The organism is Streptomyces albicerus, from assembly GCF_008905045.1.
In the GTDB taxonomy this organism is placed as follows: Bacteria; Actinomycetota; Actinomycetes; order Streptomycetales; family Streptomycetaceae; genus Streptomyces; species Streptomyces albicerus.
The window spans coordinates 1-25,532 of sequence record NZ_VWMY01000013.1 but is presented as its reverse complement, the minus strand read 5'-3'; the positions used below and the strand labels follow the sequence as shown (position 1 = coordinate 25,532).

The window sequence follows — 25,532 nt, the reverse complement described above, 5'->3', positions numbered from 1 at the left end:
ACCCGGCTGTTCAGTGGGGCAGCCGCGCCACGAAGTCCGTGACGGCCGCCCTGACGTCCTGGGCCGTCCACTCCAGGCCCGGCGCTCCCACCGTGACCTCGGTGAACGCCAGGCCCGGCCCGCCCCGGTCCCAGATCTGCGGGAACAGGGACGTCTTCGTCTCCTCGGCCTGCCGCATCCCCGCGTCGGTCAGGACGTCGGCCTCGTACGGCAGCCAGACCTGGAACTGGTGGGTGTGCGGCTCCTCGGGGTGGACGCGCGCCCACGGGACCCCGGCGCCGGCGAACCCCTCGCGCATCGCCGCCGCGACCACGCGCGCGTGGTCCACGTACTCCGGCAGCCGGGGCAGCTCCTTGTCCAGGCCGATCAGCGCGGACAGGGCGGTGGGGAACTGCTGGAGGATCTGCCCGCCGTACCGGTGACGCCAGGCCTTCGCCTCGTCGACGAGCGTCTTGGGGCCCGCGAGCGCGGCGCCGCCGATGCCGTCGAGCGATTTGTAGAACGACACGTAGACGCTGTCCGCCAGGTCCGCGATCTCGTCCAGGGGGCGGCCGAAGTGCGTGGTGCACTCCCAGAGGCGGGCCCCGTCGATGTGCACCACGGCGTCGCGTTCGCGCGCCGCGTCCGTCACAGCGACCAGTTCCTCCCAGGAGGGCAGGACGAAACCGGCCTCCCTGAGGGGCAGTTCGACGAACAGCGCCCCGAAGGGCTCCGCCAGGTCGTGCACCTCGTCGGCGGACGGCAGCCGTGGCTCGCGCGTGGGATGGACGATCCGCAGGCCGCTGACCGTGCTGAAGGAATGCCGTTCGTGCATCTCCGGATGGGAGAGGGGATGCATCGCCACCGTCGTATTGCCCGTACGGCCGGCCCAGCAGCGCAGGGCGACCTGCTGGGCCATGGTGCCCGAGGGGAAGAAGGCGGCGGCATCCTTGCCGAGCAGGCCCGCGACCCGCTCCTCCAGGGTCTCCACGATCCCGTTGCCGTACATGTCCACCGGCTGGTCCAGGTCGTACACGTCCGGTGCCGCGTCCGTCAGCCGGGCCAGCCGCTCACCGACCGTGGAGCGGAAACTCGGGCGCCACAGCACCCGCCGCGCCCCTCGCCAGGCCATCCGGCGCCGCTCACGCCGCTGCTCGGCCGTCTCTTCCACCGGCTGTTCCGCCGAACCGTCCGCCGCCTGTTCCGCCGTATCGCTCATGCCCGGATCATGCAGGACACCACGACGGCCGGGCATGCGAATTCCCCACAGCCTGTGGACAAGAAAACGGCCCTCGAACCAATCGCGTTAACATGACGAGAAATCGTCCGGTACCCCGAGCGGACTGGAACGGAAGGCCGCCGTCGAGTGAGTACATTTCCCCAGCCAGACCCCAAGGACCGCCCCGCGCGGCTCACCGTCGGCGTCGTCGGCGCCGGCCGCGTGGGCCCCGCGCTCGCCGCGTCGCTCCAGCTCGCCGGGCACCGCCCGGTGGCCGTCTCCGGAGTTTCCGACGCCTCCCGGCGACGAGCGGCGCAGCTGCTGCCCGACGTGCCACTGGTGACGCCTGAGCAGGTCCTCGAGCGGGCCGACCTGGTGCTTCTGACGGTCCCCGACGACGCCCTGCCGGGCCTGGTGGAAGGGCTCGCCGAAACCGGCGCCGTGCGGCCGGGACAGCTGCTCGTGCACACCTCCGGGCGGTACGGCTCGAAGGTCCTGGACCCTGCGCTGCGGGCCGGGGCGCTGCCGCTCGCGCTGCACCCCGCGATGACGTTCACCGGCACCGCCGTGGACGTGCAGCGGCTCGCCGGATGCTCCTTCGGCGTCACCGCTCCCGAGGAACTGCGGCTGGCCGCCGAGGCTCTGGTCATCGAGATGGGCGGCGAGCCCGAGTGGATCGCCGAGGAGGCCCGGCCGCTCTACCACGCGGCGCTCGCGCTCGGCGCCAACCACCTGGTGACGCTGGTCGCCGAGTCCATGGAGCTGCTGCGTGCGGCGGGCGTGGAGGCCCCGGACCGGATGCTGGGCCCGCTGCTGGGCGCCGCTCTGGACAACGCCCTCAGGTCGGGCGACGCGGCCCTCACAGGACCGGTGGCGCGCGGCGACGCGGGCACGGTCGCCGCGCACGTCGCCGAGCTGCGCAAGCACGCTCCGCAGGCCGTCGCCGGCTATCTGGCGATGGCCCGCGCGACCGCCGACCGGGCCCTCGCCCACGGCCTGCTGAAGCCGGAGCTCGCCGAGGACCTCCTCGGGGTGCTCGCCAACGGGACCACCGGGGCCGACGGGACCGACGGGACCGAAGGAGACCCCCGATGACGCGCGCAGCTGCCGAGAACGGAGCCGCCCGATGACCACCGCCCTGCTGCGCACCGCCGACGAGCTCCACGCGCGCGTGCGCACCGGCCGACGAGCCGTCGTGATGACCATGGGCGCCCTGCACGAGGGCCACGCGACCCTGATCCGCACCGCCCGCGGGATCGCGGGCGACGGAGAAGTCGTCGTCACCGTCTTCGTGAACCCCCTCCAGTTCGGCGCCGGCGAGGACCTCGACCGCTACCCGCGCACCCTGGACGCCGACGTCAAGATGGCCGAACAGGCGGGCGCGGACGCCGTGTTCGCCCCCTCCGCGGACGAGGTCTACCCGGGCGGCGAACCCCAGGTCCGCATCAGCGCGGGCCCCATGGGGGAGCGCCTCGAGGGCGCGGCGCGGCCCGGGCACTTCGACGGCATGCTCACCGTTGTCGCCAAGCTGCTGCACCTCACCCGGCCCGACGTCGCGCTGTACGGGCAGAAGGACGCCCAGCAGCTCGCCCTTATCCGCCGCATGGTGCGCGACCTGAACTTCGGCGTGGAGATCGTCGGCGTCCCCACGGTGCGTGAGGCGGACGGCCTGGCCCTGTCCAGCCGCAACCGCTACCTGTCGGCCACCGAGCGCCGCACCGCACTCGCCCTCTCCCAGGCCCTGTTCGCAGGCAGCGACCGGCACGCCGCACAGGAGGCCCTGCGCGCGCGTGCCCGTGAAGTGCCCGCCACGCGCGCGCGTGCCGAGGCCCTCAGCGCCATCGGCGAGTCCCGCGCGGCGGCCGACGCGCACGCCGTCGCCAAGGCGGCCCCCGGCGGCCCCGCCGCGGTCCGCGCCGCCGCCCGACTCGTCCTGGACGACGCGGCGCGCCTCAACCCCCCGCTCGCCCTGGACTACTTGGCGCTGGTCGATCCGTCCGACTTCACCGAGATCCCGGACGACCACACCGGCGAGGCGGTCCTCGCCGTCGCCGCCCGGGTCGGGACGACCCGGCTGATCGACAACATTCCTCTCACCTTCGGAGCCGCCTCGTGACCAGCACAGGCATACGTCTGCACGCACCCGCACCCGGCTGGTCCATCGCCGCCGACGTCGTGGTCGTCGGCTCCGGAGTCGCCGGGCTCACCGCGGCCCTGCGCTGCGACGCCGCAGGCCTGCGCACGGTCGTCGTCACCAAGGCCCGCCTCGACGACGGCTCCACCCGCTGGGCCCAGGGCGGCATAGCCGCGGCCCTGGGCGAGGGCGACACCCCCGAGCAGCACCTCGACGACACGCTGGTGGCGGGCGCGGGCCTGTGCGACGAGGACGCCGTGCGCATCCTCGTCACCGAGGGCCCCGACGCCGTACGCCGCCTCATCGAGACCGGCGCCCACTTCGACGAGTCCGAAGAGGGCGGCCTGGAGCTGACCCGGGAGGGCGGCCACCACCGCCGCCGTATCGCCCACGCGGGCGGCGACGCGACCGGCGCCGAGATCTCCCGGGCCCTCGTCGAGGCGGTACGCGCGCGTGGCATGCGCACGGTCGAGAACGCGCTCGTGCTCGACCTCCTCACGGACGCCGACGGGCGCACGGCGGGCGTGACCCTGCACGTCATGGGAGAGGGCCAGCACGACGGCGTGGGGGCCGTTCACGCGCCCGCCGTGGTCCTCGCGACCGGCGGCATGGGCCAGGTCTTCTCGGCTACCACCAACCCGTCCGTGTCCACCGGCGACGGCGTCGCGCTCGCCCTGCGCGCGGGCGCCGAGGTCAGCGACCTCGAGTTCGTGCAGTTCCACCCCACCGTGCTCTTCCTCGGCCCGGACGCCGAAGGCCAGCAGCCGCTGGTCTCCGAGGCGGTACGCGGCGAGGGCGCCCACCTCGTCGACGCGGACGGCGTGCGCTTCATGGTGGGCCAGCACGAGCTGAACGAACTGGCGCCCCGGGACATCGTCGCCAAGGGCATCATGCGGCGCATGCAGGAGCAGGACGCCGAGCACATGTACCTGGACGCCCGGCACTTCGGCGGCGACATGTGGGAGCACCGCTTCCCGACGATCCTCGCCGCCTGCCGCGCCCACGGCATCGACCCGGTCACCGAGCCCGTCCCGGTCGCCCCCGCCGCCCACTACGCGTCCGGAGGCGTCCGCACGGACTCCAAGGGCCGTACGACCGTTCCCGGCCTGTACGCGTGCGGCGAGGTCGCCTGCACGGGTGTCCACGGCGCCAACCGGCTCGCCTCCAACTCGCTCCTGGAGGGCCTCGTCTACGCCGAGCGCATCGCGGCCGACATCGCGGGCCGCCACGTGGAAAACGGCCTCCACGCGCGCGTGCCCGCGCCGGTCGCCCACCCGGAGAAGCCCGCCCACCCGCTGCTCGCCCCCGAGGCACGGTTCGCGATCCAGCGGATCATGACGGACGGCGCCGGAGTCCTCCGCTCGGCCGTCTCCCTGGAGACCGCCGCCCACCGCATCCAGCAGCTGCACACCGACGCCCGCGACGCCCTCGACGAGAACGGCAAGACGGCCGAACCCGGCGTCGACACCTGGGAGGCCACCAACCTCCTGTGCGTGGCCCGCGTCCTGGTCGCCGCCGCTCGCCTGCGCGAGGAGACCCGCGGCTGCCACTGGCGCGAGGACCAAGGTGAACGGGACGACACGAACTGGCGACGCCACATCGTCGTACGGCTGAATCCCGACCGGACGCTCGCCGTACACACCACCGACACCCCAGACTTCCCCCCGACACAGCAGCCCTCCCGTCCCCAGGAGCAGTGACAGAAGTGAGCACCCCCGACCTTCCCCTCCTCACCGGCGGTGGCTGCGGCGACGGCTGCGGCTGCGGCGCCGAAGGGGAGTACGACGTGAATTCCCCGGAATACGCCGAGTGCGGTCTCGACCCCGCCCTCGCGCAGCTCCTCGCCGACGCCGGGCTCGACCCCGTCGAGATCGAGGACATCGCGCACATGGCCATCGAGGAGGACCTCGACCACGGCGTGGACGTGACCACGGTCGCGACCATCCCCGAAGAGGCCGTCTCCACCGCCGACTTCACCGCACGCGAGGCCGGCGTCGTGGCAGGTCTGCGGGTCGCCGAGGCGGTCATCTCGGTGGTCTGCACGGACGAGTTCGAGGTCGAGCGGCACGTCGACGACGGCGACCGTGTCGAGGCCGGCCAGAAGCTGCTGAGTGTCACGACCCGCACCCGCGACCTGCTGACGGCCGAGCGCAGCGCGCTGAACCTCCTCTGCCGCCTCTCCGGCATCGCGACCGCCACGCGCGCGTGGGCGGACGTTCTGGAGGGCACCAACACGCGCGTGCGTGACACCCGCAAGACGACGCCGGGGCTGCGCTCCCTGGAGAAGTTCGCGGTCCGCATGGGCGGCGGCGTCAACCACCGCATGTCCCTCTCGGACGCGGCCCTCGTCAAGGACAACCACGTAGTGGCCGCCGGCGGCGTTTCGCAGGCCTTCAAGGCGGTCCGCGAGACCTTCCCGGACGTACCGATCGAGGTCGAGGTCGACACCCTGCACCAGCTCCGCGAGGTCGTTGATGCAGGTGCCGACCTGATCCTCCTTGACAACTTCACCCCCGGCGAGTGCGAGGAGGCCGTGGCCATCGTGGACGGCCGCGCGTTCCTGGAGGCCTCGGGCCGTCTCACCCTGGAGACCGCCCCGACGTACGCGAAGACCGGCGTCAACTTCCTCGCGGTGGGCGCCCTCACGCACTCCTCGCCCATCCTGGACATCGGCCTCGACCTGCGCGAAGCGTCGACGAGCGAGGCTGAGTAGGCATGCTGCTCACGATCGACGTAGGCAACACGCACACCGTCCTCGGCCTCTTCGACGGCGAGGACATCGTCGAGCACTGGCGCATCTCCACGGACGCGCGCCGCACCGCGGACGAGCTGGCCGTACTCCTCCAGGGCCTGATGGGCATGCACCCGCTCCTCGGCGACGAGCTGGGCGACGGCATCGACGGCATCGCGATCTGCTCGACCGTCCCCTCGGTCCTGCACGAGCTGCGCGAGGTCACCCGCCGCTACTACGGCGACGTACCCGCGGTCCTAGTCGAACCGGGCATCAAGACGGGCGTCCCGATCCTCACGGACAACCCCAAGGAGGTCGGCGCCGACCGCATCATCAACGCGGTGGCGGCGGTCGAGCTCTACGGAGGCCCCGCCATCGTCGTCGACTTCGGCACGGCGACCACCTTCGACGCGGTCTCCGCGCGCGGGGAGTACGCGGGCGGCGCGATCGCCCCCGGCATCGAGATCTCCGTCGAGGCCCTCGGCGTACGCGGCGCCCAGCTCCGCAAGATCGAACTCGTCCGCCCCCGCAGTGTCATCGGCCGCAACACCGTCGAGGCCATGCAGGCGGGCATCCTGTATGGCTTCGCGGGCCAGGTGGACGGCGTCGTCAACCGCATGTCCCGCGAACTCGCCGAGGACCCCGAGGACGTCACCGTCATCGCGACGGGCGGCCTGGCACCGATGGTGCTGGGCGAGTCCTCGGTCATCGACGAACACGAGCCCTGGCTGACCTTGATCGGCCTCCGCCTTGTCTACGAAAGAAACGTCTCCCGCACGTAAGCGCCCCTTAGGGACGGCGGGGCTGTGACATGTGCGGCTCCGCCGCGTGGGCGCGCCCAGCCCTCACGCACCCGCAGACAACCACCCGGCGAAGCCGCACCAGCCACCCGGCGAAGCCGCCCCACCCGACCGGCGAAGCCACCCCCACCCGGGTGGCGGGGCCACGCCACAAACACCCGCTATACGGATTTTGTCTGATTAGCGCGTATCGTCGCGATCATGCCCACGCCTTACGGACCCCGCGGCGCCATGGCGTTCGGTGCGGAGGAGCTGCGTGTGCTCCGACGTGCGCTCGCTCTCGCCCTGAACCCCACCCCCGCCTCGGCCGAGGACGTCCAGGACTGCCTCCGCCTGGCGGCGGCAGTCGACGAGGCGGCCCGCGAGGGCGCCCGGCTGCGCGCCTTCCTGCTGGCCGACCTCGCCCGCTACCGTGCCGCGCTGCCCGGCACGGCAGCCGGCTACCTGACGCTCCTGGAGGAGGCCCTGGGCGCCGGCCACCGCCCGACCCCCGACGACCTCGCCGCCCTGCGCGCCCTGCGCGGCAACCCGGTCGCGGCCGCCCTCCGGGAGCGCTGCCACACCCTCGCGGAGGAGGACGTACGCAGCCGCCTCGTCCTCCGCACGGTCCCGGCCTCCCGCAACCGCACCCGTACGCGCCTCATGGCCCTGCCCGGCGGTCTCGCCGCCAGGGAGGAGCCCGGCAAGAAGCCCGCGGAAAAGCCCGCCGAGAAGCCCGCGCCCCAGCCCAGGCCGCAGTCACCGCGCCGCGACCGCCCCATCCCGACCCCGGGCGAGGTCTTCCCCCCGAAGCGCAAACCGGCCGCCCCGCCCTCGAATCCCCCGCAGCAGCTCGCCGCGGTCTAGGGCCTGTCTGACAATTCCCGTCGTCGCCCGGAGGGCGGCCGCGCGGCGTCAGGTGCGTGCTCTCGGCGTGCCGGGCGCAGACCCTCGTACTAGACGTACTTGGGTCTGTGCCCGGTGCGGCGAGAGTGCGTGCATGGCGTCGCGGGGCAGACGGGAATTGTCAGACAGGCCCTAGCCCGACCCACCCCATGGGCTCTGGCCGACTCCTGGCTACTCTGGACGGCATGGACTACGTCTCCGCGCTCGTGCCCCCGGTAGTGATGGCCGTGTTCTTCATCGGTCTGATCGTGACGATCGTGAAGTCCCAGGGCGGTGCCAACAAGGCCAAGGAGGACGCGGTCGTCGACGCGGCCCTCGCCCGCGCCGAGAACACCCGCCAGGCGTCCCGCGACGCCGACGCCTGAGCCGCACCCGGGCGCCGAGCCGGTCCTGGACCGGTATCGAACCAGCACCGAACCGGCGCCGAACGGCGCTCACTCGTGGCGTACGACTCATCAGTTTTTCGAGTCGTACGCCCTTTTTGTGACTGTTTGTCATCCAAAGCCACGTCCACCATGCGATTGGCGACATCTCCACCTATTGTTCTGAACTGTGCCTCGCCCATTGGGAGAACTCGAAGACGCGGTCATGACGCGGGTGTGGAAGTGGAACCGCCCGGTGACCGTTCGAGAAGTCCTGGAAGACCTTCAGCAGGAGCGGTCCATCGCGTACACCACGGTGATGACCGTTTTGGACAATCTCCATCAGAAGGGCTGGGTACGTCGCGAAGCGGAAGGCCGGGCCTATCGATATGAGGCGGTCTCCACCCGTGCCGCCTACGCGGCCGCACTCATGAACGACGCCTGGTCCCAGAGTGACAACCCGGCCGCCGCTCTCGTCGCCTTCTTCGGCATGATGTCCCCGGAACAGCGCGAAGCACTGCGCGATGCCGTGCGTATGGTCCAAGGACCGGAAACCCCCGCGCCCGAGAACCCGGCCGGTGAGAACCCGGCCGGTGAGAACCCGGCAGGCGAGAACCCCGCCGCCACCGAGGGCGACACCGGGCGATAGCGTCCGGTCATGCCAGCAGAGCAGCCCGAAGTCACCGCTAAAGCCCTCACCGTCCGCCGGGCCAGGACCAGCGATGTCCCGGCGGTTCGCCGTCTGCTTGACGCCTACGTCCGCGGCGGCATCCTGCTCGACAAAGCGACGGTGACGCTTTACGAGGACATCCAGGAGTTCTGGGTCGCGGAACGCGGAGCCGGCCCGGACACAGAGGTCGTCGGCTGCGGCGCACTGCACGTGATGTGGGAAGACCTGGCGGAAGTCCGGACTCTCGCGGTGGATCCCGCGCTGAAGGGCGCCGGCGTCGGCCATCAGTTGCTGGGGAAGTTGGTGGAGACCGCCCGCTGGCTCGGTGTTCGCCGGGTATTCTGCCTGACCTTCGAAGTCGACTTCTTCGCGAAGCACGGCTTCGTGGAGATCGGTGAGACACCCGTCGACACCGATGTCTACGCCGAGCTGTTGCGTTCCTATGACGAGGGCGTGGCCGAGTTCCTCGGTCTCGAACGAGTGAAACCGAACACCTTGGGCAACAGTCGGATGCTTCTGCATCTGTGATCGCCGCCGCGTAATACCCCCGGCATACCCGCCGCACTACCCCGGCAGCCCTTGCTCGCGGGCCCCTATGTCCGAAACGCGCACGTTTCCGGTCTTCCCGGGACCCGTCGGTCTCTCTCTGTCTCTCCCAGGGGTTTGTGTTTTTCCAGCAAAAGCGGTTTGCTTTCCGACGTACTGCAGTAGTGCATATAACAGGGGCGTGAAACAGCGGCGGCCGCCGCAGACCCTGTCCCTGAAGATATCGATGAAAGGAAATCCGGTGGCACAGAAGGTTCAGGTCCTTCTTGTCGACGACCTCGACGGCGGCGAGGCGGACGAGACCGTGACGTTCGCGTTGGACGGCAAGACGTACGAGATCGATCTCACGACTGCCAATGCGGACAAGCTCCGTGGACTTCTCGAGCCGTACCTCAAGGGCGGGCGTCGTACCGGAGGCCGCGCTTCGGGCGGCCGTGGAAAGGCACGCGCCGCTGCCGGTGGCAGTCAGGACACCGCGCAGATCCGCGCGTGGGCGAAGGAGAACGGTTACGAGGTCAATGACCGTGGCCGCGTTCCGGCGTCCATTCGCGAGGCCTACGAGAAGGCCAACGCCTGAGCACAGGAACGGCGCAGTCGGATGCGGTGACACTCGGTCGCCATCGTGTCCACGAGTCGTACGAGATCGGGGGCGCCCCCACCGCCCCCACCGAGCGCCGACAACGTCGGCAACAACGGCTCCACCTCGCAGTCAGGCTCAGGGGGCCGCAGCCAGACGGCGGCCCCCTGCGAGCCGTCGGCAGGGGTATGCACGGGGGACCCTGCGGTTCCCCGAGTGCCGGGCGGCAGCGGCGCCTCGATGCGCCCGCCCTCGCCGATCGCCCTGAGATCCAGCGCGAGAGCCCCCCACTCCAGCCAGTCGAGCAGCCCCGGCAGCTCGTCCGCGCTCCCCGCGGCCACCAGCAGCCGCATCCGGTCCGCCCGCACGGCCACCGGAGAACCCGGCCCCAGATGCCGCAGCGCCGCGTATCCCGCCTCCGCGGGCGCGTCCAGGACGTCGAAACGCAGCCCCGTCAGCAGTTCCACGGGGGTGCCGGGCACCGTCGCCCAGCCCAGTTCGTTCTCGTACCAGTGCCGGACCGTGTCGCTCGAGTCGAGCGGACGGCGTGGGAAGGGGATCGTGGGGACCATGCAAGGGCAACCGCCAGAAGTGCGTTCGAGTTACGCTCGGTGGTCCGGCGTGTGCGAAGAGTGTCGAAAGCGGGGGCGTGCGGGAGTGGTCGGCGGCGCAAGGATGTTCGCCCGTAGCGGAGGGAACCGGTGTGCGCGGCATGGAGTGTCAGTGCGTACGGGTAAGACATCCCTAGTGGGAGGGTCGACACGCGAGGCTCGGGCATCTCACGTTCGCCATCGGCGTACAGATGGTGAGGGTATCTGCCTGGCCTGCGGGAACATCGTCTCGCACCATCGGGTTGGAGCATATGTCGGCGTTCGGGGTCAGGAGGCCAAGGACGGTGTCGGCAGTTGGAATGAGCGGTCCCCGCTTGCGGGACTAAGCTGCGGAAGGACAGGGAGGGGAGCGTCCCCTTACTGCCTGACCGCTCTGAGGAGCGATTAACGATGTTCGAGAGGTTCACCGACCGCGCGCGGCGGGTTGTCGTCCTGGCTCAGGAAGAAGCCCGGATGCTCAACCACAACTACATCGGCACCGAGCACATCCTCCTGGGCCTGATCCACGAGGGTGAGGGTGTCGCCGCTAAGGCCCTGGAGAGCCTCGGGATTTCGCTCGAGGCGGTCCGCCAGCAGGTGGAGGAGATCATCGGGCAGGGGCAGCAGGCCCCGTCCGGGCACATCCCCTTCACCCCCCGTGCCAAGAAGGTCCTGGAGCTGTCGCTCCGCGAGGCCCTTCAGCTGGGCCACAACTACATCGGCACGGAGCACATCCTGCTCGGCCTGATCCGTGAGGGCGAGGGCGTCGCCGCCCAGGTCCTGGTCAAGCTGGGCGCTGATCTCAACCGGGTGCGGCAGCAGGTCATCCAGCTGCTCTCCGGCTACCAGGGCAAGGAGACCGCCGCCGCAGGTGGGCCTGCCGAGGGCACCCCCTCGACGTCCCTGGTCCTCGACCAGTTCGGCCGGAACCTCACCCAGGCCGCTCGTGAGTCCAAGCTCGACCCGGTCATCGGGCGCGAGAAGGAGATCGAGCGGGTCATGCAGGTGCTGTCCCGCCGTACGAAGAACAACCCGGTCCTGATCGGTGAGCCGGGCGTCGGCAAGACCGCCGTCGTCGAAGGGCTCGCCCAGGCCATCGTCAAGGGCGAGGTGCCCGAGACCCTCAAGGACAAGCACCTCTACACCCTGGACCTCGGCGCGCTGGTCGCCGGCTCCCGCTACCGCGGTGACTTCGAGGAGCGCCTGAAGAAGGTCCTCAAGGAGATCCGCACCCGCGGCGACATCATCCTGTTCATCGACGAGCTGCACACGCTGGTCGGTGCGGGTGCCGCCGAGGGCGCCATCGACGCGGCTTCCATCCTGAAGCCGATGCTGGCCCGTGGTGAGCTGCAGACCATCGGTGCCACGACGCTGGACGAGTACCGCAAGCACCTGGAGAAGGACGCCGCGCTGGAGCGCCGCTTCCAGCCCATCCAGGTCGCGGAGCCGTCGCTGCCGCACACCATCGAGATCCTCAAGGGCCTGCGGGACCGCTACGAGGCGCACCACCGCGTGTCCATCACGGACGAGGCCCTGGTGCAGGCGGCGACGCTCGCCGACCGGTACATCTCGGACCGCTTCCTGCCGGACAAGGCGATCGACCTGATCGACGAGGCCGGCTCCCGGATGCGTATCCGCCGGATGACCGCGCCGCCGGACCTCCGCGAGTTCGACGAGAAGATCGCAGGCGTCCGCCGCGACAAGGAGTCCGCGATCGACTCGCAGGACTTCGAGAAGGCCGCCTCCCTCCGCGACAAGGAGAAGCAGCTCCTGGCCGCCAAGGCCAAGCGGGAGAAGGAGTGGAAGGCCGGCGACATGGACGTCGTGGCCGAGGTCGACGGCGAGCTGATCGCCGAGGTCCTCGCGACCGCCACCGGCATCCCGGTCTTCAAGCTGACCGAGGAGGAGTCCTCGCGTCTGCTGCGCATGGAGGACGAGCTCCACAAGCGGGTCATCGGCCAGGTCGACGCCGTCAAGGCGCTGTCCAAGGCGATCCGTCGTACGCGTGCCGGTCTGAAGGACCCGAAGCGTCCCGGTGGTTCGTTCATCTTCGCCGGCCCGTCCGGTGTCGGTAAGACCGAGCTGTCCAAGGCGCTCGCCGAGTTCCTCTTCGGTGACGAGGACGCGCTGATCTCCCTCGACATGTCGGAGTTCAGCGAGAAGCACACGGTGTCGCGTCTCTTCGGTTCGCCCCCCGGTTACGTGGGCTACGAAGAGGGCGGCCAGCTGACGGAGAAGGTGCGGCGCAAGCCGTTCTCGGTGGTCCTCTTCGACGAGGTCGAGAAGGCTCACCCGGACATCTTCAACTCGCTGCTGCAGATCCTGGAGGACGGTCGCCTGACCGACTCCCAGGGCCGGGTCGTGGACTTCAAGAACACGGTCATCATCATGACGACCAACCTCGGCACCCGGGACATCTCCAAGGGCTTCAACCTGGGCTTCGCGGCCTCGGGTGACAAGAAGTCCAACTACGAGCGCATGAAGAACAAGGTCGCGGACGAGCTCAAGCAGCACTTCCGCCCCGAGTTCCTCAACCGCGTCGACGACGTGGTCGTCTTCCCGCAGCTGTCCCAGGACGACATCCTCACGATCGTCGACCTGATGATCGGCAAGGTGGACGAGCGCCTCAAGGACCGGGACATGGGCATCGAGCTCTCCCAGTCCGCGAAGGAGCTGCTGGCCAAGAAGGGTTACGACCCCGTGCTCGGCGCGCGTCCGCTGCGTCGCACGATCCAGCGCGAGGTCGAGGACAGCCTGTCGGAGAAGATCCTCTTCGGCGAGCTGCGCCCCGGTCACATCGTGGTCGTCGACACGGAGGGCGAGGGCGAGGCCAAGACCTTCACCTTCCGCGGCGAGGAGAAGTCGGCACTGCCGGACGTCCCGCCGATCGAGCAGGCGGCCGGTGGAGCGGGTCCCAACCTGAGCAAGGAGGCCTGACCCTCCGGGGTTGAGCCGAGAGTCGAAGAAGGGGGCCGGTGCTGAAAGCACCGGCCCCCTTCTCCGTGCCCGATGGGGGCGGCTCCCGGTCCGGGTGGCTTACGACAACTGGCCCTCGTAGTCCGGCAGCTTGTACGTCTTCTCCGCGTGGCCGCCGGAGAGGTCGGTGGCGCTGTTGCCTATGTTCGCGATGATCGTGTAGCCCTTGGCCTCGATCTCCGCGCGCTTGGCGGTCTTGAACTCAGCCTTGTCCCTGAAGAGATCGACAAAGTTGCGGACATAGAGCCCGGACACCTTGTAGCCGACGTGCTTGAGGTTGTAGTCGGTCACCGACTTGATGATGTCCGGGCGCGCGGTGACGAAGAACAGGGCGACGCCGTGGTCCTGCGCGTACTTGGCCACGTCGAGGACGGGCGCGTTGGCCGGCGACGGGTAGCTGAAGCCGTAGTCGGTCTCCAGCGTGGTGTTGTCGATGTCGAAGACGATGGCCTGCTTCTCGCCCGCGGCCGCGTCGGCGATACGTTCCTTCAGGTAGGGGAGAGCCTCGGCCATGACGGCCCGGCAGTCCTGCTGCCAGGTGTCGTAGTCCACGTCCTCCGCGGCGGCGGCCGTGGCGACGGCCGTCGCGGAGGCGGGGGCCGCGGCCGGGGTCGCGGCTGCGGCAGGGCTCATCAGGGCCGCGGTGACGGCCGTGGCGGCGGCGGTCACGCCTATCAGGCGCTGCCAGCTGTTTCTCGTCATGGGTGGGGGGTTCCTCTCGCGTCGGAGCGCTGCGGGACGTGGGTCGAGGTGCATGCTCATGGGCGTGTGAGGCCGCAGGGAAGCGAAGAGATTACTGGTCGGTAACTGTAGGATGCCCAGGCGGGGTTGGGCTAGACCCTGGCCTGGGGCACGGTGTGCGTCTCCATGACGGGGTGCTTGCCCGGGAAGAGTTCGAGGACCTGTTCCGGTACTTCCGTCGTCTCCGAGTCGAGTACGAATGTGACCGACCGCAACCCGGGAAACAGAGCCGATACCGCCGAGAGATCTTCGTTTCCGCTGAATTTGTTGCGGCGGAGTCGCCTAATGCCCGGCGGGACGGGGCCTTCGGTTCAGGGGATGGCGGTCCAGTCGAGGCGCAATTCCTCGAGTTCGGGGAGGAACGCGACCTCTTCGTAGTCCTCAGGGGTGAGTTGTTCGAAGAGGCCCGCCAGGCTCAGCGTCTGCACCGAGCGCATATGGCGCAAGCCGCGCAGTCCGGTGAACTCGAGGGCATTTTTGGTGAATCGCAGATATGTCAGGGCCAGTCCCTGAAGGCGACGCGGGACGAGAACCGGGATCCTGGGGCGATAAAACCGGTGGCCGTACGGTCCGGCCCGGCGGGAGGATCCACGGTGACCCGAACTGCCTTCAGAGGGAGCCGTGATGGGCGCCGACGAACCCGAAGTCCGTACGACAGCCGGGATGTTGAGGGGGGTCCGGGAGGTGGCGGGCCCGGCGGTCTTCCGGGGGATCCCGTTCGCCGAGCCGCCGGTCGGTGCGCTGCGGTTCGGGGCGCCCCGGCCCGTACGGGGCTGGGACGGCGTACGCAAGGCGGTGGCGTACGGGCCGCCGCCTCCGCAGTCCGCGGCGTTCGGGATGGACGCGCTGTCGTCCGGGGACGCGGCGGGCGACAGCGACTGGCTGACCCTCAACGTCTGGACGCCCGACCCCGGCCCCGGCGCCGGGCTGCCCGTGATGGTGTGGCTGTACGGGGGCGCGTACACCATCGGGATGTCCGGCCTGCCCGAGTACGACGGCGGTCGGCTGGCGCGGGAGGGCGGCGTCGTCGTGGTGACGCTCAACTACCGCGTCGGCATAGAGGGGTTCGCGCTCATCGAGGGCGCGCCGGCCAACCGCGGACTGCTCGACCAGGTCGCCGCGCTGGAGTGGGTGCGGGACAACATCCGAGCCTTCGGCGGCGATCCGGACCGCGTCACGGTCTTCGGCGAATCGGCGGGCGCGGGTTCGCTGGCCGCGCTGCTCGCGATGCCGCGCGCTCGGGGGCTCTTCGGGCGGGCCGTCGCCCAGAGCGTGCCCGGCACATTCTTCTCCGCCGAGCTTGCCACCGATATCGCCGGGGAGTTCGCGGCGGAGCTGGGGTTGCGGCCGACTGCGAAGGATCTGGGCGCGGTGGAGCCGAGGCGGCTGCCCGCGGCGGGGGATGCGGTCGGGGCGAAGATGGGCTTGTTCGCCGAGCGGTGGGGGGCGTTGGCGCATACGTCGATTCCGGTGGCGCCTGTTGTCGACGGGGAGGTGCTGCCGGTTGCCCCGTGGGAGGCGCTGGCATCCGGGGCGGGGCGGGATGTCGAGCTGGTGGTCGGGCACACGCGGCACGAGTACCGGTTGTTCATGGCGCTCGGCGGGACGCTCGGTGAGGTGACGGAGGAACAGGCGGCTGTCGCGCTGGGGGCGTTTGCGCCCGGCGGAGATGGCGGCGACGGCGACGATGGCGGTGATGCGTACCGTGCCGCGTTCCCGGCAGCGGGCCCGGAGGAGCTGTACGAACTCGTCCACTCCGACTGGCTGTTCCGCATGCCGTCGTTGCACCTTGCCGAGGCGCAGGTCGCGGGCGGTGGGCGCGCCCACTTCTACGAGCTGACGTGGGGTGCGCCGGGTATGGGCGGGGGCCTCGGGGCCTGTCATGGGCTCGATGTGCCGCTGGTGTTCGGCAACCTGAGCGGGGGACTGCCCGCGATTCTGCTGGGGGAGGGGCCGTACGAGGAGGCGGAGGAGCTGTCTGCGCGGATGCGGGCGGCTTGGACGGGGTTCGCGTCGGGGGAGGGACTCGGGTGGCCCGCGTATGACGCCGAGGGACGGCTGGTGCAGGTCTTCGATGTGAGGCCGACCGTGGCCGCGTATCCGGAGGAGGCGTCCCGGGGGCTGTGGCGGGGGCATGCGTTCGGGGCGTTGCTGTTGGGCGGGTAGGCAGTTCTTGGTGGCGCTCACGGCGGTACGGCGGCGAAGGCGTCCTGGACCACGCGGCTCAAGTCTTCGTCCACGAGGACGAGTTCGCGGTCGACCGGGGACGGAGCACGTCGCGTCACCTCACGCCGTGATCGTCACCCCCTCCGGCACGTTCCGTACCCGTGGCAGGCGCGGATTGACGCGGAGCACTCGGAGGCGGGGAAAGCGGGAGAGCCAGGACATGTCCGGGTCGGTCGGTTCGGCGTTGAGCCAGAGGTGGGTGAGCTGGGTGCGGTCCAGGCCGTCCATCAGTTCGGCGGTGGCCATGACACCGGCCACCTGGATCCGGGGGCGGCCGCCGAGATCCCGCAGGGCCGTGAGTTCGGCGGTGTCGGAGACGGGGTAGTACAGGCCGTCCGGGTCCAGGTGGGCGATGATCTCCCGTGCGTAGCGTTCCGTGTCGAAGTGCCGCCACGGCCGGGCGAGTTCCGCCCGGATCGCGAGGGAGGAGCGCCTGCGGAGGCGGGCCAGGTAGTCGATGGCGGCGTCGTCCTCGACACGGGTGGCCGTGATGGCGAGGAGGAGGGCCTGCTGGTCGTCCGGCACCTGTTCGGGGTCGGGGAGGAGTTCCAGGACGATGGGGCCCACCCAGCCCAGGCCGCGGGCGGCCAGCTCTGTCGTGGGGCGTACGAGGTTCTTCGTACGGTCGTGGACGAGCCGCTGGACCGCCGGGTCGAGTTCGGTGACATGGTCCAGGCAGGCCGCGGCCATCAGCCGGCGGTGGTTCACCTGGGGCCTGCGCAGCACCGGCGCGGCGGACAGCAGGCGTTCCAGGAAGTCGCCGCACTCCTCGGGGCGGGCCTGGGCCGCGGCCATGCGGATGACCTCCTCCCACTCGGGCTGATGGGCGTGGTCGACGAGGGTGAGCAGGCGGCCGCGGTCCACGATCTCCTTGGCGGCGAGATAGTCCTGGAAGGTGCGGTGGATGAAGTCCACCGAAAGGCCCGCCTGTTCGCGCAGCAGCCCGGTGCGGTGCAGCAGATGGCGGAAGATCTTCTCGCCGTCGCCCGCCGCGCGTGCGGCGGGGATGGCAGGCAGAGCGCCGTCCAGGATGGTGACCGCCCGTCCGCGCGGCAGCTCCGAGGCGCCGTCCTCCAGCATGGCGTACGCCAGTTTCTGCAACAGCCGCTCGCGCGGCTCCTGTTGGAGACGTACGTCGTCCGCGTACAGCACGTCCCGCTCGGGGTCGCGGCGCTGCAGAAGCATCTCCAGGGCCGCTTCGTACAGCTCCTTGCGGCCGTGCGGGAGGGAGCCGGAACGGTCCCTGTTCAGGGCGCAGATGAGGCCGCACATCAGGGGGTTGGTGGCGAGCTGGCGCAGCTCGCGGTAGATCCGTACGGAGTGGAGCAGCCGTTGCTCGTACTCCTTCAGCTCGTCCCGGTCCCGCTGCTCACGACAGTGCTCGTCGCCGATCGCCGCCGAGTGCCAGTCCCGGATGAACCGCGTCACCTGGTCGCGGGACATCGGCGCGAGCGACAGTTCCGCGAAACCCTCGTCCGAGAGGTGCTCCTCCATGAGCCAGCCGTCCGCCACGGCGGAGGGGCGCGAGGTGACCAGGCAGCCGTTCCCGGAGAATATGCGCAGCAGGCGGCGGAGCTGGTCGCGGAGCTTGCCGCGCGTCTCCTCCGGGGCCTCGTCGATCCCGTCGACGAGGAGTATGGCGCGGCCCGCGAGCAGTGTCCGTACGACCCATCCCTCCGGCGCCCGGTCGGCGAGCGGGTGGCGGATGGCGTGCAGGAAGTCGTCGGGGGCGGGAAAGCCCTCGCGGGCGAAACGGCGCACGGGCAGGACGAAGGGCACGCGCGACCCCTCGCGGGCGGCGGCCACGGCCAGCCACTGGACGAGGGTCGTCTTCCCGGAGCCCGCCACGCCGCGCAGCAGGACCCGCTCGTGCCCCTCCAGTGCCCGGTCCGCGAGCAGCACGGTTCGCTGGTGGCCGCCCGTGGCCTCGCCGCCGCTGCTCTCCTCGGCCTCCAGGCTGAGGTAGGTGTCCTCCAGGAGCCAGCGGTCCGGCGCGTTCGGGAAGTCGACGCCGACGATGGTCAGCCAGCCGTGCTGGCGTACGACCTCCTCGGCGTAGGCGGCTTCGAACTCCGCGTCCTGCTGGGAGCGTTCGGGCCGGCGTGCTGCCGCCTCGGTGTCATTGAGGTCGACGAGCTGACGGATGCGGCTGGAACGCTCGGGCATGTGCTGCTGGATGTGCGGCGAGCGCCGGATGAAGTGGTGCAGGACGTGCAGGCACACGGACACGAGCAGCGCGTCGTGGAACCACGCGGCGTCCGGTGACAGGTCCCGGTCCGCGCCCTGTACGGCCCCGCGCAGGCGGCGTGCGTAGTCCTGCGGGCCCAGTCGTACGGCGTCCACGTCGGTGAGGTCGAGCTCACCGATGGCGAGAAGCGTGCGGGCCAGGACGTCGACCACGGCGGGGAGTTCGGCCGTCGGGGTGGAGTGCTTCTCGGCGGCGAGCTGGGTGAACTCGGCGGCGGCGCGGTGGACTTCGTCCGGGGTTGCGGGGGCGTCGGGGCCGCGCCAGGTGGTTATTGCGGCGATGAGTTCGGGGGTGGTGGGGGGTTGGGGTGGGGTGCGGAAGAGCCGTTGTACGAGGGGTGTGGCGTGGGGGGAGGGGATGCGGACAACGGGCTCCATGGGCATCGGGGTCCCTGGTGGTGGGGCTGTTGCGGGAAGTTCAAGGGTAGGTCAACTCGCCCCGGACTTGGGGGTGATGAGCGTGGTCCAGGACGGGACCTGCTGTGCCAGGGTCCCGCTCACCTCTGTTTCCACGTACACGTCCACGAGGTTCGGGAAGACCGAGAGCCAGGCCAGTCCTTCGACCGGATGAGGCGCCTGCAAGGAGAGGTGGACGAGTCGCTCGCGCACGATGAGCTCGGTGAGTTCCTCGACCTTGTAGGTGCCTCGGACCCGGATGTCCTCCCAGCCGCCGATGGACCGGAGCGTGCGGAGGTCCTCGGTGCTGTGCACGAAGACCCGGCACTGCTGGGGCAGGTGCGCGAGGATGTCGCGCGCGTAGAGCGTGCGATCGAAGTGCTGCCAGGCCCCGGCCAGGGTCGTCTGGACCTTTGTACTCGGGTGTTTGCGGAAGCGGGTCAGGTAGTGCAGCGCGGCCTCGCTGCCCAGCCGGGCCGCCGCCTCGGTCACGCGGTAGGCCATCAGGCTGTTGATCTTCTCCGGGCCTGGAAGGAGGGCGAGCACGAGATCACCGCCTGCTTCCGCCAGCGCGTCGGCCGCGGTCAGCGAGAGCGGCGGGATCAGCGACTCCACCCCCTCCTCCACCAGCGTCCGCACCGAGGGCTCCACCTCCGCCGCGTACCGCAGCCCCGCCGCGGCCAGCAGCTTCCCGCGCGCGGTGTCCTGCTCGACCAGCCGCCGCAGCATCTGCTCCGCCTCCCTCGGCCGCGCGTGCGCGATGGCGAGGAGGATGACGTCCTCCCACTCGTCCTTCTCGGCGTTGTTCACCAGGAGGTCGAAGTCGAGTTCCTGCACGGCCAGTCGGGAGCCGAGGTAGTCCTGAAACGTGCGGTGGAGGAAGTCCACCCGCCCGTCGGCCGGCTCACGCAGCAGCCCGGACCGCAGCAGGAGCGACGCATAGACGTCCTCGCCGCTGCCCACCAGGTTCATCGACGGCACCGCCTGCTTGATGATGTGCAACGCATCCGAACGGTCCATCTCCGAGCGGGTGTTGCGGATCAGCCACCACGCCAGCTTCTGGAGCAGCTGCACCTGGGTCGCGTACGGGATGCGCACCCCGTCGGGGTGGTCCAACTCCCTCTCGCGGTCCCGGCGTTCAAGAAGCATGGTCAGGGCGGCCTCGTACAGGGACTTCCTGTCCTGCGGCAGGAAGCCGCGCCGGTCGCGGTGGAGCGCGCAGAGCATGCCGCACATCAGCGGGTTGGTGGCCAGCCGGTTCAGCTCGGACGTGGTCCGTACGGCCTGCAGCAGGGAGGTTCCCTCGGCCTCGTCCGCTCCGGCGGCGCGGTGCCAGCGCCGTACGAACGTGGCGACGTCGTCGCGTGCCATCGGGGAGAGCGTCAGCTCGTGGAAACCCGACGAACCCAGCCAGCTCTCCGGAACGGCGGAGGGACGCGAGGTGACGAGCCACAGATTGCCGGGGAAGGTCCGGGTCAGCTCCCGCAGCCAGCGCCGGGCTGCGTCCCGGCGGTCACCGGCGATCTCGTCCATCCCGTCGACCAGCAGAACACCCCGCTGAGCCCGGAGCACACGCTCCACCCAGCCGGCCGGCTGCTCCCCGGCGACCGGGCAGCCGACGGCTTTCAGGAAGTCCCCGGGAATGGGGAACTCCGCCCCCGGCCGTACGATCCTGCGCATCGGCAGCACGAACGGCACCCGCCCGATCAGATGCGTCAGCCCGTGGTCGTACGTACGACTCGCCGCAGTCACCGCGAGCCACTGGACGAGAGTCGTCTTCCCGGAGCCCGCCACGCCGCGCAGGAGTACCTGGTCGTGCTGTGCCAGGACCTGCTCGGCGGGCACCTGGAGTCCGTCGCCCCGTCCATTGCCCCGCCCGTCGCGCTCCCGGGTCGCCTCCAGGCTGAGATACGCCGTGTCCAGCGACCACTCGCTCGTCCCGGCGTCCAGGCCGTAGATGGTCAGCGTTCCGTACCGCGCGGCGACGTGTTCTGCGTACCGTGCCTCGAACTCCGCGTCCTCGGCCGACTGCGACGGCAGGCGCTCCAGCAGGAGGTCCACGGCCCGCACCAGCCGTGCCAGCTGTTGGCTCTGCACGGTCTGCTGCCGGGCGATGTACGTGGAGCGCTGCGTGAAGAAGTTCAGGATGTGCAGCGAGGCGGTGTGGAGCAGCTGCTCGTAGAAGAGCTCGCCGTCGCCGCTGAGCCCGTAGGCGGCGACGGCGGGGTTGGAACGGAGAACGCGCGCGAACTCGTCGGGTCCGAGAGCCACGGCTTCGTAGTCGTCGATGGTGATGGTCCCGAGCGCCGCGAGGGAGTGCCCGAGGGCGTGTTTGACGGCCACCGCCTCCTCGGCCCTCACCGGCCGTTCCCCGGGCCCCGCCGCCTTCAGCGCTCGGCGGACCAGTTCCTCCGCGATCTTCTCGACGTCTCTCGGCGTGACGTTCCGCTTCTCCCGCCCGAACGAGACCAACGCCGATATTCGCACCGGCCTGGTCACCAGCCCGGCCCCCGGCTGATCTTTCACGAAGAGCTTCTTCACGAGCGGTGCGACCGCACTGGACGCGATACGGGCCCCGAGCACTCCGGCGTCGACCATGCACCGAGCGTAGGCGAACCACCTGCACCCTTGTGTAGCCCCCGCCACACTCCTCACCTCCTGGATCTTGCTGTCCGGTGACATGACGCACAGGCGATTTGTCCCCTACTAGGCGGAGTAGTGGGGGTGGCGAGTGGGGCAAAAAGGACCTTTGGCCCAGAACCCGGAGGCGGGTGCGGCTGTCGGGGGCGACGGCCCCGGAGGGGCGGGTTTGGTGCCGAAGCGGACGCCCGTGACGTGGGCGTAAACCAGACTTCCAGTTGAAAACAGGGACTATCCAGTACGGGATGGTGCGGCTGTCAAGGAGTCGGAAGTTTTGGTGTCAAGTACGACTTTGAGTCGTAGATGGCGCTTTTGGGGGATGGCAGGGGGGCGGGTTACCAAGGGATGCCCCGCCCGGCGCATCGACAGCGCGCCGGGTGTGTTGATGTCCGTCCCCCGGAGGTAGTCCCCATGTCGCAGCGCACCAAGAACCAGCATCCCCGTACGTCCCTGCTCCGTGCCCGGGCGGCCGTCGTCGCCGTCGGTCTGGGGGCCTCGGCCGTGCTGGGGGCCGGAGTCGCGGCCGCCGCCGAGACCGGCGCCAGTACGGGGAGCGTCTCCACGGGGAGCGCCGCCGCTTCCGTAAAGGCGCAGGCCGCCGCTCAGGCCAAGGCCGCGAGCGCGAAGAAGGCCGCCGCGAAGAAGGCTGAGGCGAAGAAGGCCGCGGCGAAGAAGGCTGTCGCCAAGAAGGCCGCTGCCAAGAAGGCCCCCTCCTGGGTCGACCCGGTCAAGAAGTACAAGCTCTCCGCGAGCTTCGCCCAGGCCGGCAACATGTGGTCGTCCAACCACTCCGGCCAGGACTTCGCCGTCGCCTCCGGCACCAAGGTCGTCGCCGCGCACGGCGGCACCGTCGTGAAGGCCGGCGGCAACGGCGCCGGTGACGGACCCGCGTACGGCAACGCCGTCGTCATCAAGCACGGCAACGGTACGTACTCGCAGTACGCCCACCTGTCCCGCGTGGACGTGAACGTCGGCCAGGTCGTGAAGACCGGCCAGCGGATCGCGCTGTCCGGCAACACCGGCAACTCCAGTGGGCCGCACCTGCACTTCGAGATCCGCACGTCGGCCGGTTACGGCAACGCGGTGGACCCCGTCGCCTTCCTGCGCTCCAAGGGCGTGACCCTCTAAGGGGCGTCCGAGTCGTCCAAGGGTCGTCCAGGTAAGTCGTCCGGTGGTCCGGGCTCAGGAATCGTGGGCCCCGCCGTGCGCCCGCGTGACCAGTTCGATGGCGACCTCCAGGACGGCCTTCCGCTTCTCCTCGGGGTCGCCTTCCATGTCCTTGAGAGCGAACATCCCCGCGTGCATCGTGAACAGGGCGCTCACACACCGGACTTGGTCCGTGAGCGGGGCGTCGGGCTCCTTGATGAGGTCCATCAGCGCGAGCATGCGGTCCTTGAACGACTCGCCGACGCTCAGCTCGCGGACCGTCGCCTGGTTCTCCTGCATGAAGCGGAAGAGGGGGGCCGCGTCGGTGAGGGCCTCGCTGTAGCGGCTCAGGAGTTCCCGCTTGGTGTCGAGGGTGTGCGGCTGCCCCTTGCCCCACTCGATCAGCTCGTCCATCGGCCTCGTCAGATCCTCGAAGAGGCTGATGAGGATGTCTTCCTTGGTCTTGAAGTGGTAGTAGAGCGCCGCCTTCGTGACATCCAGCCGTTCGGCGATCTCGCGCAGGGACGTCTTCTCGTAGCCCTGCTCGGCGAAGAGTTCAATGGCCACGTCCTGGATGCGCTGACGGGTGTCCCCGCGCCGCCGCTGCCTGCTGCCGCCCATCGTGGCCGCTCCTCGTCCTGGGTAAAGAAAAACTTACTTGACGCCCGGCTAGTTACGGGTCTACGTTCCCCAAGTGTAGTCAACTTGCCGGTCGGCAAGTAAGCGGCAGTGCGGTACCCAGGGGAGTGGGGACAGTGGCGGACACCAAGGCAGCGGACGCGGCCGAGGCAGGAGCAGCCGGGGCGGCGGACGCGGCGGAGGGCGCGGCAGAGGTCGGAGGCAAACAGCCCAGGAGCGTACGCGTCGTCCTGCTCGCGCTGATGATCGCGATGCTGCTCGCGATGCTCGACAACATGATCATCGGCACCGCCATGCCGACCATCGTGGGGGAACTGGGCGGGCTCGAGCATCTGTCGTGGGTGGTGACCGCGTACACGCTCGCGACCGCCGCCTCGACCCCGATCTGGGGCAAGCTCGGCGACATGTACGGCCGCAAGGGCATCTTCATGACCTCGATCGTGCTCTTCCTGATCGGGTCGGCGCTGAGCGGAATGGCCCAGGACATGGGGCAGCTCATCGGGTTCCGCGCGATCCAGGGGCTCGGCGCCGGTGGTCTGATGGTCGGCGTCATGGCGATCATCGGGGATCTGATTCCGCCGCGGGAGCGTGGCAAGTACCAGGGCATGATGGCCGGCGTGATGGCCCTCGCCATGATCGGCGGGCCGCTGGTCGGCGGCACCATCACCGACCACTGGGGCTGGCGCTGGTCCTTCTACATCAACCTGCCGCTCGGTGTCATAGCGCTGATCGCCATCAGCGCCGTACTGCATCTGCCCAAGAAGCGGGCGCAGGCGCGGATCGACTACCTGGGCGCCGCGCTGCTCACCGTGGGCATCACCTCGATCGTGCTCGTCACCACCTGGGGCGGGACCGAGTACGCGTGGGGCTCCGCCATGATCATGGAGCTGATCGGGATCGGGGTCGCCGCGCTCGTCGGGTTCCTGTTCGTGCAGACCAGGGCCGTCGCGCCGGTCGTGCCGCTGCACATCTTCCGGAGCCGTAACTTCTCGCTGATGTCCGTCGTCGGATTCATCGCCGGGTTCGTGATGTTCGGTGCGGTGCTGTTCCTGCCGCTCTATCAGCAGTCCGTGCAGGGCGCGTCCGCGACCAACTCCGGGTTGTTGTTGCTGCCGATGCTCGGCGCGATGCTGGTGACGTCGATGGTCGCGGGGCGGGTGACCACCAGCACCGGGCGCTACAAGGTCTTTCCGGTCGTGGGCAGTGCGCTGATGGTGGTCGGGCTGTTCCTGCTCTCGCAGATGGACACCGATACGACGCGGCTGACGTCCGGTGTGTACATGGCCGTGGTCGGCGCAGGCATGGGCTGTCTGATGCAGATCACCATGCTCGTCTCGCAGAACAGCGTCGAGATGAAGGACATGGGCGTCGCGTCGTCCACCACCACGCTCTTCCGTACGCTCGGGTCGTCCTTCGGGGTCGCGATCATGGGCGCGCTGTTCAACAGCCGGGTTCAGGATGTGATGACCGAGCGGGCCGGGGCGCTGGGGTCCAAGGTCACCGAGCAGTCCGCGCAGTTGGATGCGGCGAGTCTGGCGAAGTTGCCGGAGGCTGCGCGGGAGGCGTATCAGCATGCGGTGGCCTCCGGGACGCATGCGGCGTTCCTGCTCGGGGCCGTGGTTTCGGTTGTTGCTCTGGTGGGGGCGGTGTTCGTCAAGGAGGTTCCGTTGCGGGGTGCCTCCGGCGGTTCCGCGGAGTCGGGGGGCTCTGGAGGTTCGGGGGCGTCGGGAACTTCGGGAGCTTCGGGGACTTCGGGAGACTCGGAGGAGGCGTCGGGGCGGGGGCTTCGGGAGCGCGGAAGTCGGTCGGGGGTGCGGGTGAGGACGCCGCGTACGCCGCGGACGCCGAGCCGGCGGTTGCCGAGGGCGTCTGAGTCCTAGTCGTCCTACTCCTTGGTCGAGGAGGCCCCTGGTGCGGATGGTGTCCGTGGCCGGGGGTCTTTTTTCGCCCCCGCCGCCCCTACCCGTTCCCGTCCCCTGGGGGCTGCGCCCCCAGACCCCCGCTATCGGCCTGAACGGCCTCGTCCTC

General features: G+C 70.0%; 22 protein-coding genes. 14 read left to right on the top strand and 8 right to left on the bottom strand.

Features of this window, described 5'->3' with window-relative positions:
- Positions 1–10: 10 nt before the first annotated feature.
- Complete coding sequence (locus tag GAS53_RS12975; protein WP_151477680.1) at positions 11–1,198, bottom strand: threonine aldolase family protein; 1,188 nt, start codon at positions 1,196–1,198, stop codon at positions 11–13.
- 147 nt (positions 1,199–1,345) lie between these two features.
- On the opposite strand from GAS53_RS12975, the gene GAS53_RS12970 reads away from it, so the two are divergent.
- The 10 genes from GAS53_RS12970 to GAS53_RS12920 all read left to right on the top strand — a co-directional run bounded on the left by GAS53_RS12970 (position 1,346) and on the right by GAS53_RS12920 (position 9,903).
- A complete protein-coding gene (locus tag GAS53_RS12970; protein ID WP_151477679.1) occupies positions 1,346–2,293 on the top strand; it encodes a Rossmann-like and DUF2520 domain-containing protein in 948 nt (315 codons plus the stop codon).
- A gap of 31 nt (positions 2,294–2,324) precedes the next feature.
- Positions 2,325–3,314 (top strand): pantoate--beta-alanine ligase, encoded by a 990-nt coding sequence (gene panC / locus GAS53_RS12965; RefSeq protein WP_151477678.1) that lies wholly within the window; start codon positions 2,325–2,327, stop codon positions 3,312–3,314.
- The gene (locus GAS53_RS12960; protein ID WP_151477677.1) at positions 3,311–5,032 is read left to right on the top strand and encodes an L-aspartate oxidase; all 1,722 of its coding nucleotides are present in this window, start codon (positions 3,311–3,313) and stop codon (positions 5,030–5,032) included. The genes panC and GAS53_RS12960 overlap by 4 nt, the downstream gene beginning before the upstream one ends.
- A 5-nt stretch (positions 5,033–5,037) precedes the next feature.
- Positions 5,038–6,045, top strand: a complete 1,008-nt coding sequence (gene nadC, locus GAS53_RS12955) for a carboxylating nicotinate-nucleotide diphosphorylase (RefSeq protein ID WP_151477676.1) — start codon at positions 5,038–5,040, stop codon at positions 6,043–6,045.
- A 2-nt stretch (positions 6,046–6,047) separates the two neighbouring features.
- On the top strand, positions 6,048–6,845 hold the full coding sequence (locus GAS53_RS12950; RefSeq protein ID WP_151477675.1) for a type III pantothenate kinase: 798 nt from the start codon (positions 6,048–6,050) through the stop codon (positions 6,843–6,845).
- Positions 6,846–7,094: 249 nt separating this feature from the next.
- The gene (locus GAS53_RS12945; RefSeq protein ID WP_151477807.1) at positions 7,095–7,709 is read left to right on the top strand and encodes a hypothetical protein; all 615 of its coding nucleotides are present in this window, start codon (positions 7,095–7,097) and stop codon (positions 7,707–7,709) included.
- A gap of 224 nt (positions 7,710–7,933) precedes the next feature.
- Positions 7,934–8,113 (top strand): hypothetical protein, encoded by a 180-nt coding sequence (locus GAS53_RS12935; protein ID WP_151477674.1) that lies wholly within the window; start codon positions 7,934–7,936, stop codon positions 8,111–8,113.
- A 187-nt stretch (positions 8,114–8,300) separates the two neighbouring features.
- Positions 8,301–8,759, top strand: coding sequence for a BlaI/MecI/CopY family transcriptional regulator (locus GAS53_RS12930; RefSeq protein WP_151477673.1), 459 nt, complete (start codon positions 8,301–8,303; stop codon positions 8,757–8,759).
- A 9-nt stretch (positions 8,760–8,768) separates the two neighbouring features.
- Positions 8,769–9,308, top strand: a complete 540-nt coding sequence (locus tag GAS53_RS12925) for an amino-acid N-acetyltransferase (RefSeq protein ID WP_151477672.1) — start codon at positions 8,769–8,771, stop codon at positions 9,306–9,308.
- Between the two features lie 259 nt (positions 9,309–9,567).
- On the top strand, positions 9,568–9,903 hold the full coding sequence (locus GAS53_RS12920) for a histone-like nucleoid-structuring protein Lsr2 (RefSeq protein WP_151477806.1): 336 nt from the start codon (positions 9,568–9,570) through the stop codon (positions 9,901–9,903).
- Here the strand turns inward: GAS53_RS12920 and GAS53_RS12915 are convergent.
- On the bottom strand, positions 9,882–10,475 hold the full coding sequence (locus GAS53_RS12915) for an SCO3374 family protein (RefSeq protein ID WP_151477671.1): 594 nt from the start codon (positions 10,473–10,475) through the stop codon (positions 9,882–9,884). The genes GAS53_RS12920 and GAS53_RS12915 overlap by 22 nt on opposite strands.
- 429 nt (positions 10,476–10,904) lie before the next feature.
- Between GAS53_RS12915 and GAS53_RS12905 the strand changes: the two genes are divergently transcribed.
- On the top strand, positions 10,905–13,430 hold the full coding sequence (locus GAS53_RS12905; RefSeq protein WP_151477670.1) for an ATP-dependent Clp protease ATP-binding subunit: 2,526 nt from the start codon (positions 10,905–10,907) through the stop codon (positions 13,428–13,430).
- Between the two features lie 99 nt (positions 13,431–13,529).
- Here the strand turns inward: GAS53_RS12905 and GAS53_RS12900 are convergent, their stop codons facing one another.
- From GAS53_RS12900 to GAS53_RS57590, 3 genes are all read right to left on the bottom strand, one after another.
- Positions 13,530–14,171, bottom strand: coding sequence for an HAD family acid phosphatase (locus GAS53_RS12900; protein WP_151477669.1), 642 nt, complete (start codon positions 14,169–14,171; stop codon positions 13,530–13,532).
- Positions 14,172–14,302: 131 nt separating this feature from the next.
- Complete coding sequence (locus GAS53_RS57595; protein WP_263974131.1) at positions 14,303–14,425, bottom strand: hypothetical protein; 123 nt, start codon at positions 14,423–14,425, stop codon at positions 14,303–14,305.
- Between the two features lie 96 nt (positions 14,426–14,521).
- Positions 14,522–14,647, bottom strand: a complete 126-nt coding sequence (locus GAS53_RS57590) for a hypothetical protein (RefSeq protein WP_263974130.1) — start codon at positions 14,645–14,647, stop codon at positions 14,522–14,524.
- A 187-nt stretch (positions 14,648–14,834) separates the two neighbouring features.
- Between GAS53_RS57590 and GAS53_RS12895 the strand changes: the two genes are divergently transcribed.
- Positions 14,835–16,376, top strand: coding sequence for a carboxylesterase/lipase family protein (locus GAS53_RS12895; RefSeq protein WP_151477668.1), 1,542 nt, complete (start codon positions 14,835–14,837; stop codon positions 16,374–16,376).
- A gap of 120 nt (positions 16,377–16,496) precedes the next feature.
- Here GAS53_RS12895 and GAS53_RS12890 read toward each other — a convergent pair whose 3' ends face one another.
- A complete protein-coding gene (locus tag GAS53_RS12890; RefSeq protein WP_151477667.1) occupies positions 16,497–19,061 on the bottom strand; it encodes an NACHT domain-containing protein in 2,565 nt (854 codons plus the stop codon).
- A gap of 51 nt (positions 19,062–19,112) precedes the next feature.
- On the bottom strand, positions 19,113–21,677 hold the full coding sequence (locus GAS53_RS12885; RefSeq protein WP_151477666.1) for an NACHT domain-containing protein: 2,565 nt from the start codon (positions 21,675–21,677) through the stop codon (positions 19,113–19,115).
- A gap of 453 nt (positions 21,678–22,130) precedes the next feature.
- On the opposite strand from GAS53_RS12885, the gene GAS53_RS12880 reads away from it, so the two are divergent.
- Entirely contained in the window at positions 22,131–22,847 is a 717-nt protein-coding gene (locus GAS53_RS12880) for a M23 family metallopeptidase (protein ID WP_151477665.1), read from the top strand.
- Positions 22,848–22,901: 54 nt separating this feature from the next.
- Here GAS53_RS12880 and GAS53_RS12875 read toward each other — a convergent pair whose 3' ends face one another.
- Entirely contained in the window at positions 22,902–23,486 is a 585-nt protein-coding gene (locus tag GAS53_RS12875; protein ID WP_151477664.1) for a TetR/AcrR family transcriptional regulator, read from the bottom strand.
- Between the two features lie 134 nt (positions 23,487–23,620).
- On the opposite strand from GAS53_RS12875, the gene GAS53_RS12870 reads away from it, so the two are divergent.
- On the top strand, positions 23,621–25,384 hold the full coding sequence (locus GAS53_RS12870) for an MDR family MFS transporter (protein ID WP_151477663.1): 1,764 nt from the start codon (positions 23,621–23,623) through the stop codon (positions 25,382–25,384).
- Positions 25,385–25,532 lie beyond the last annotated feature (148 nt).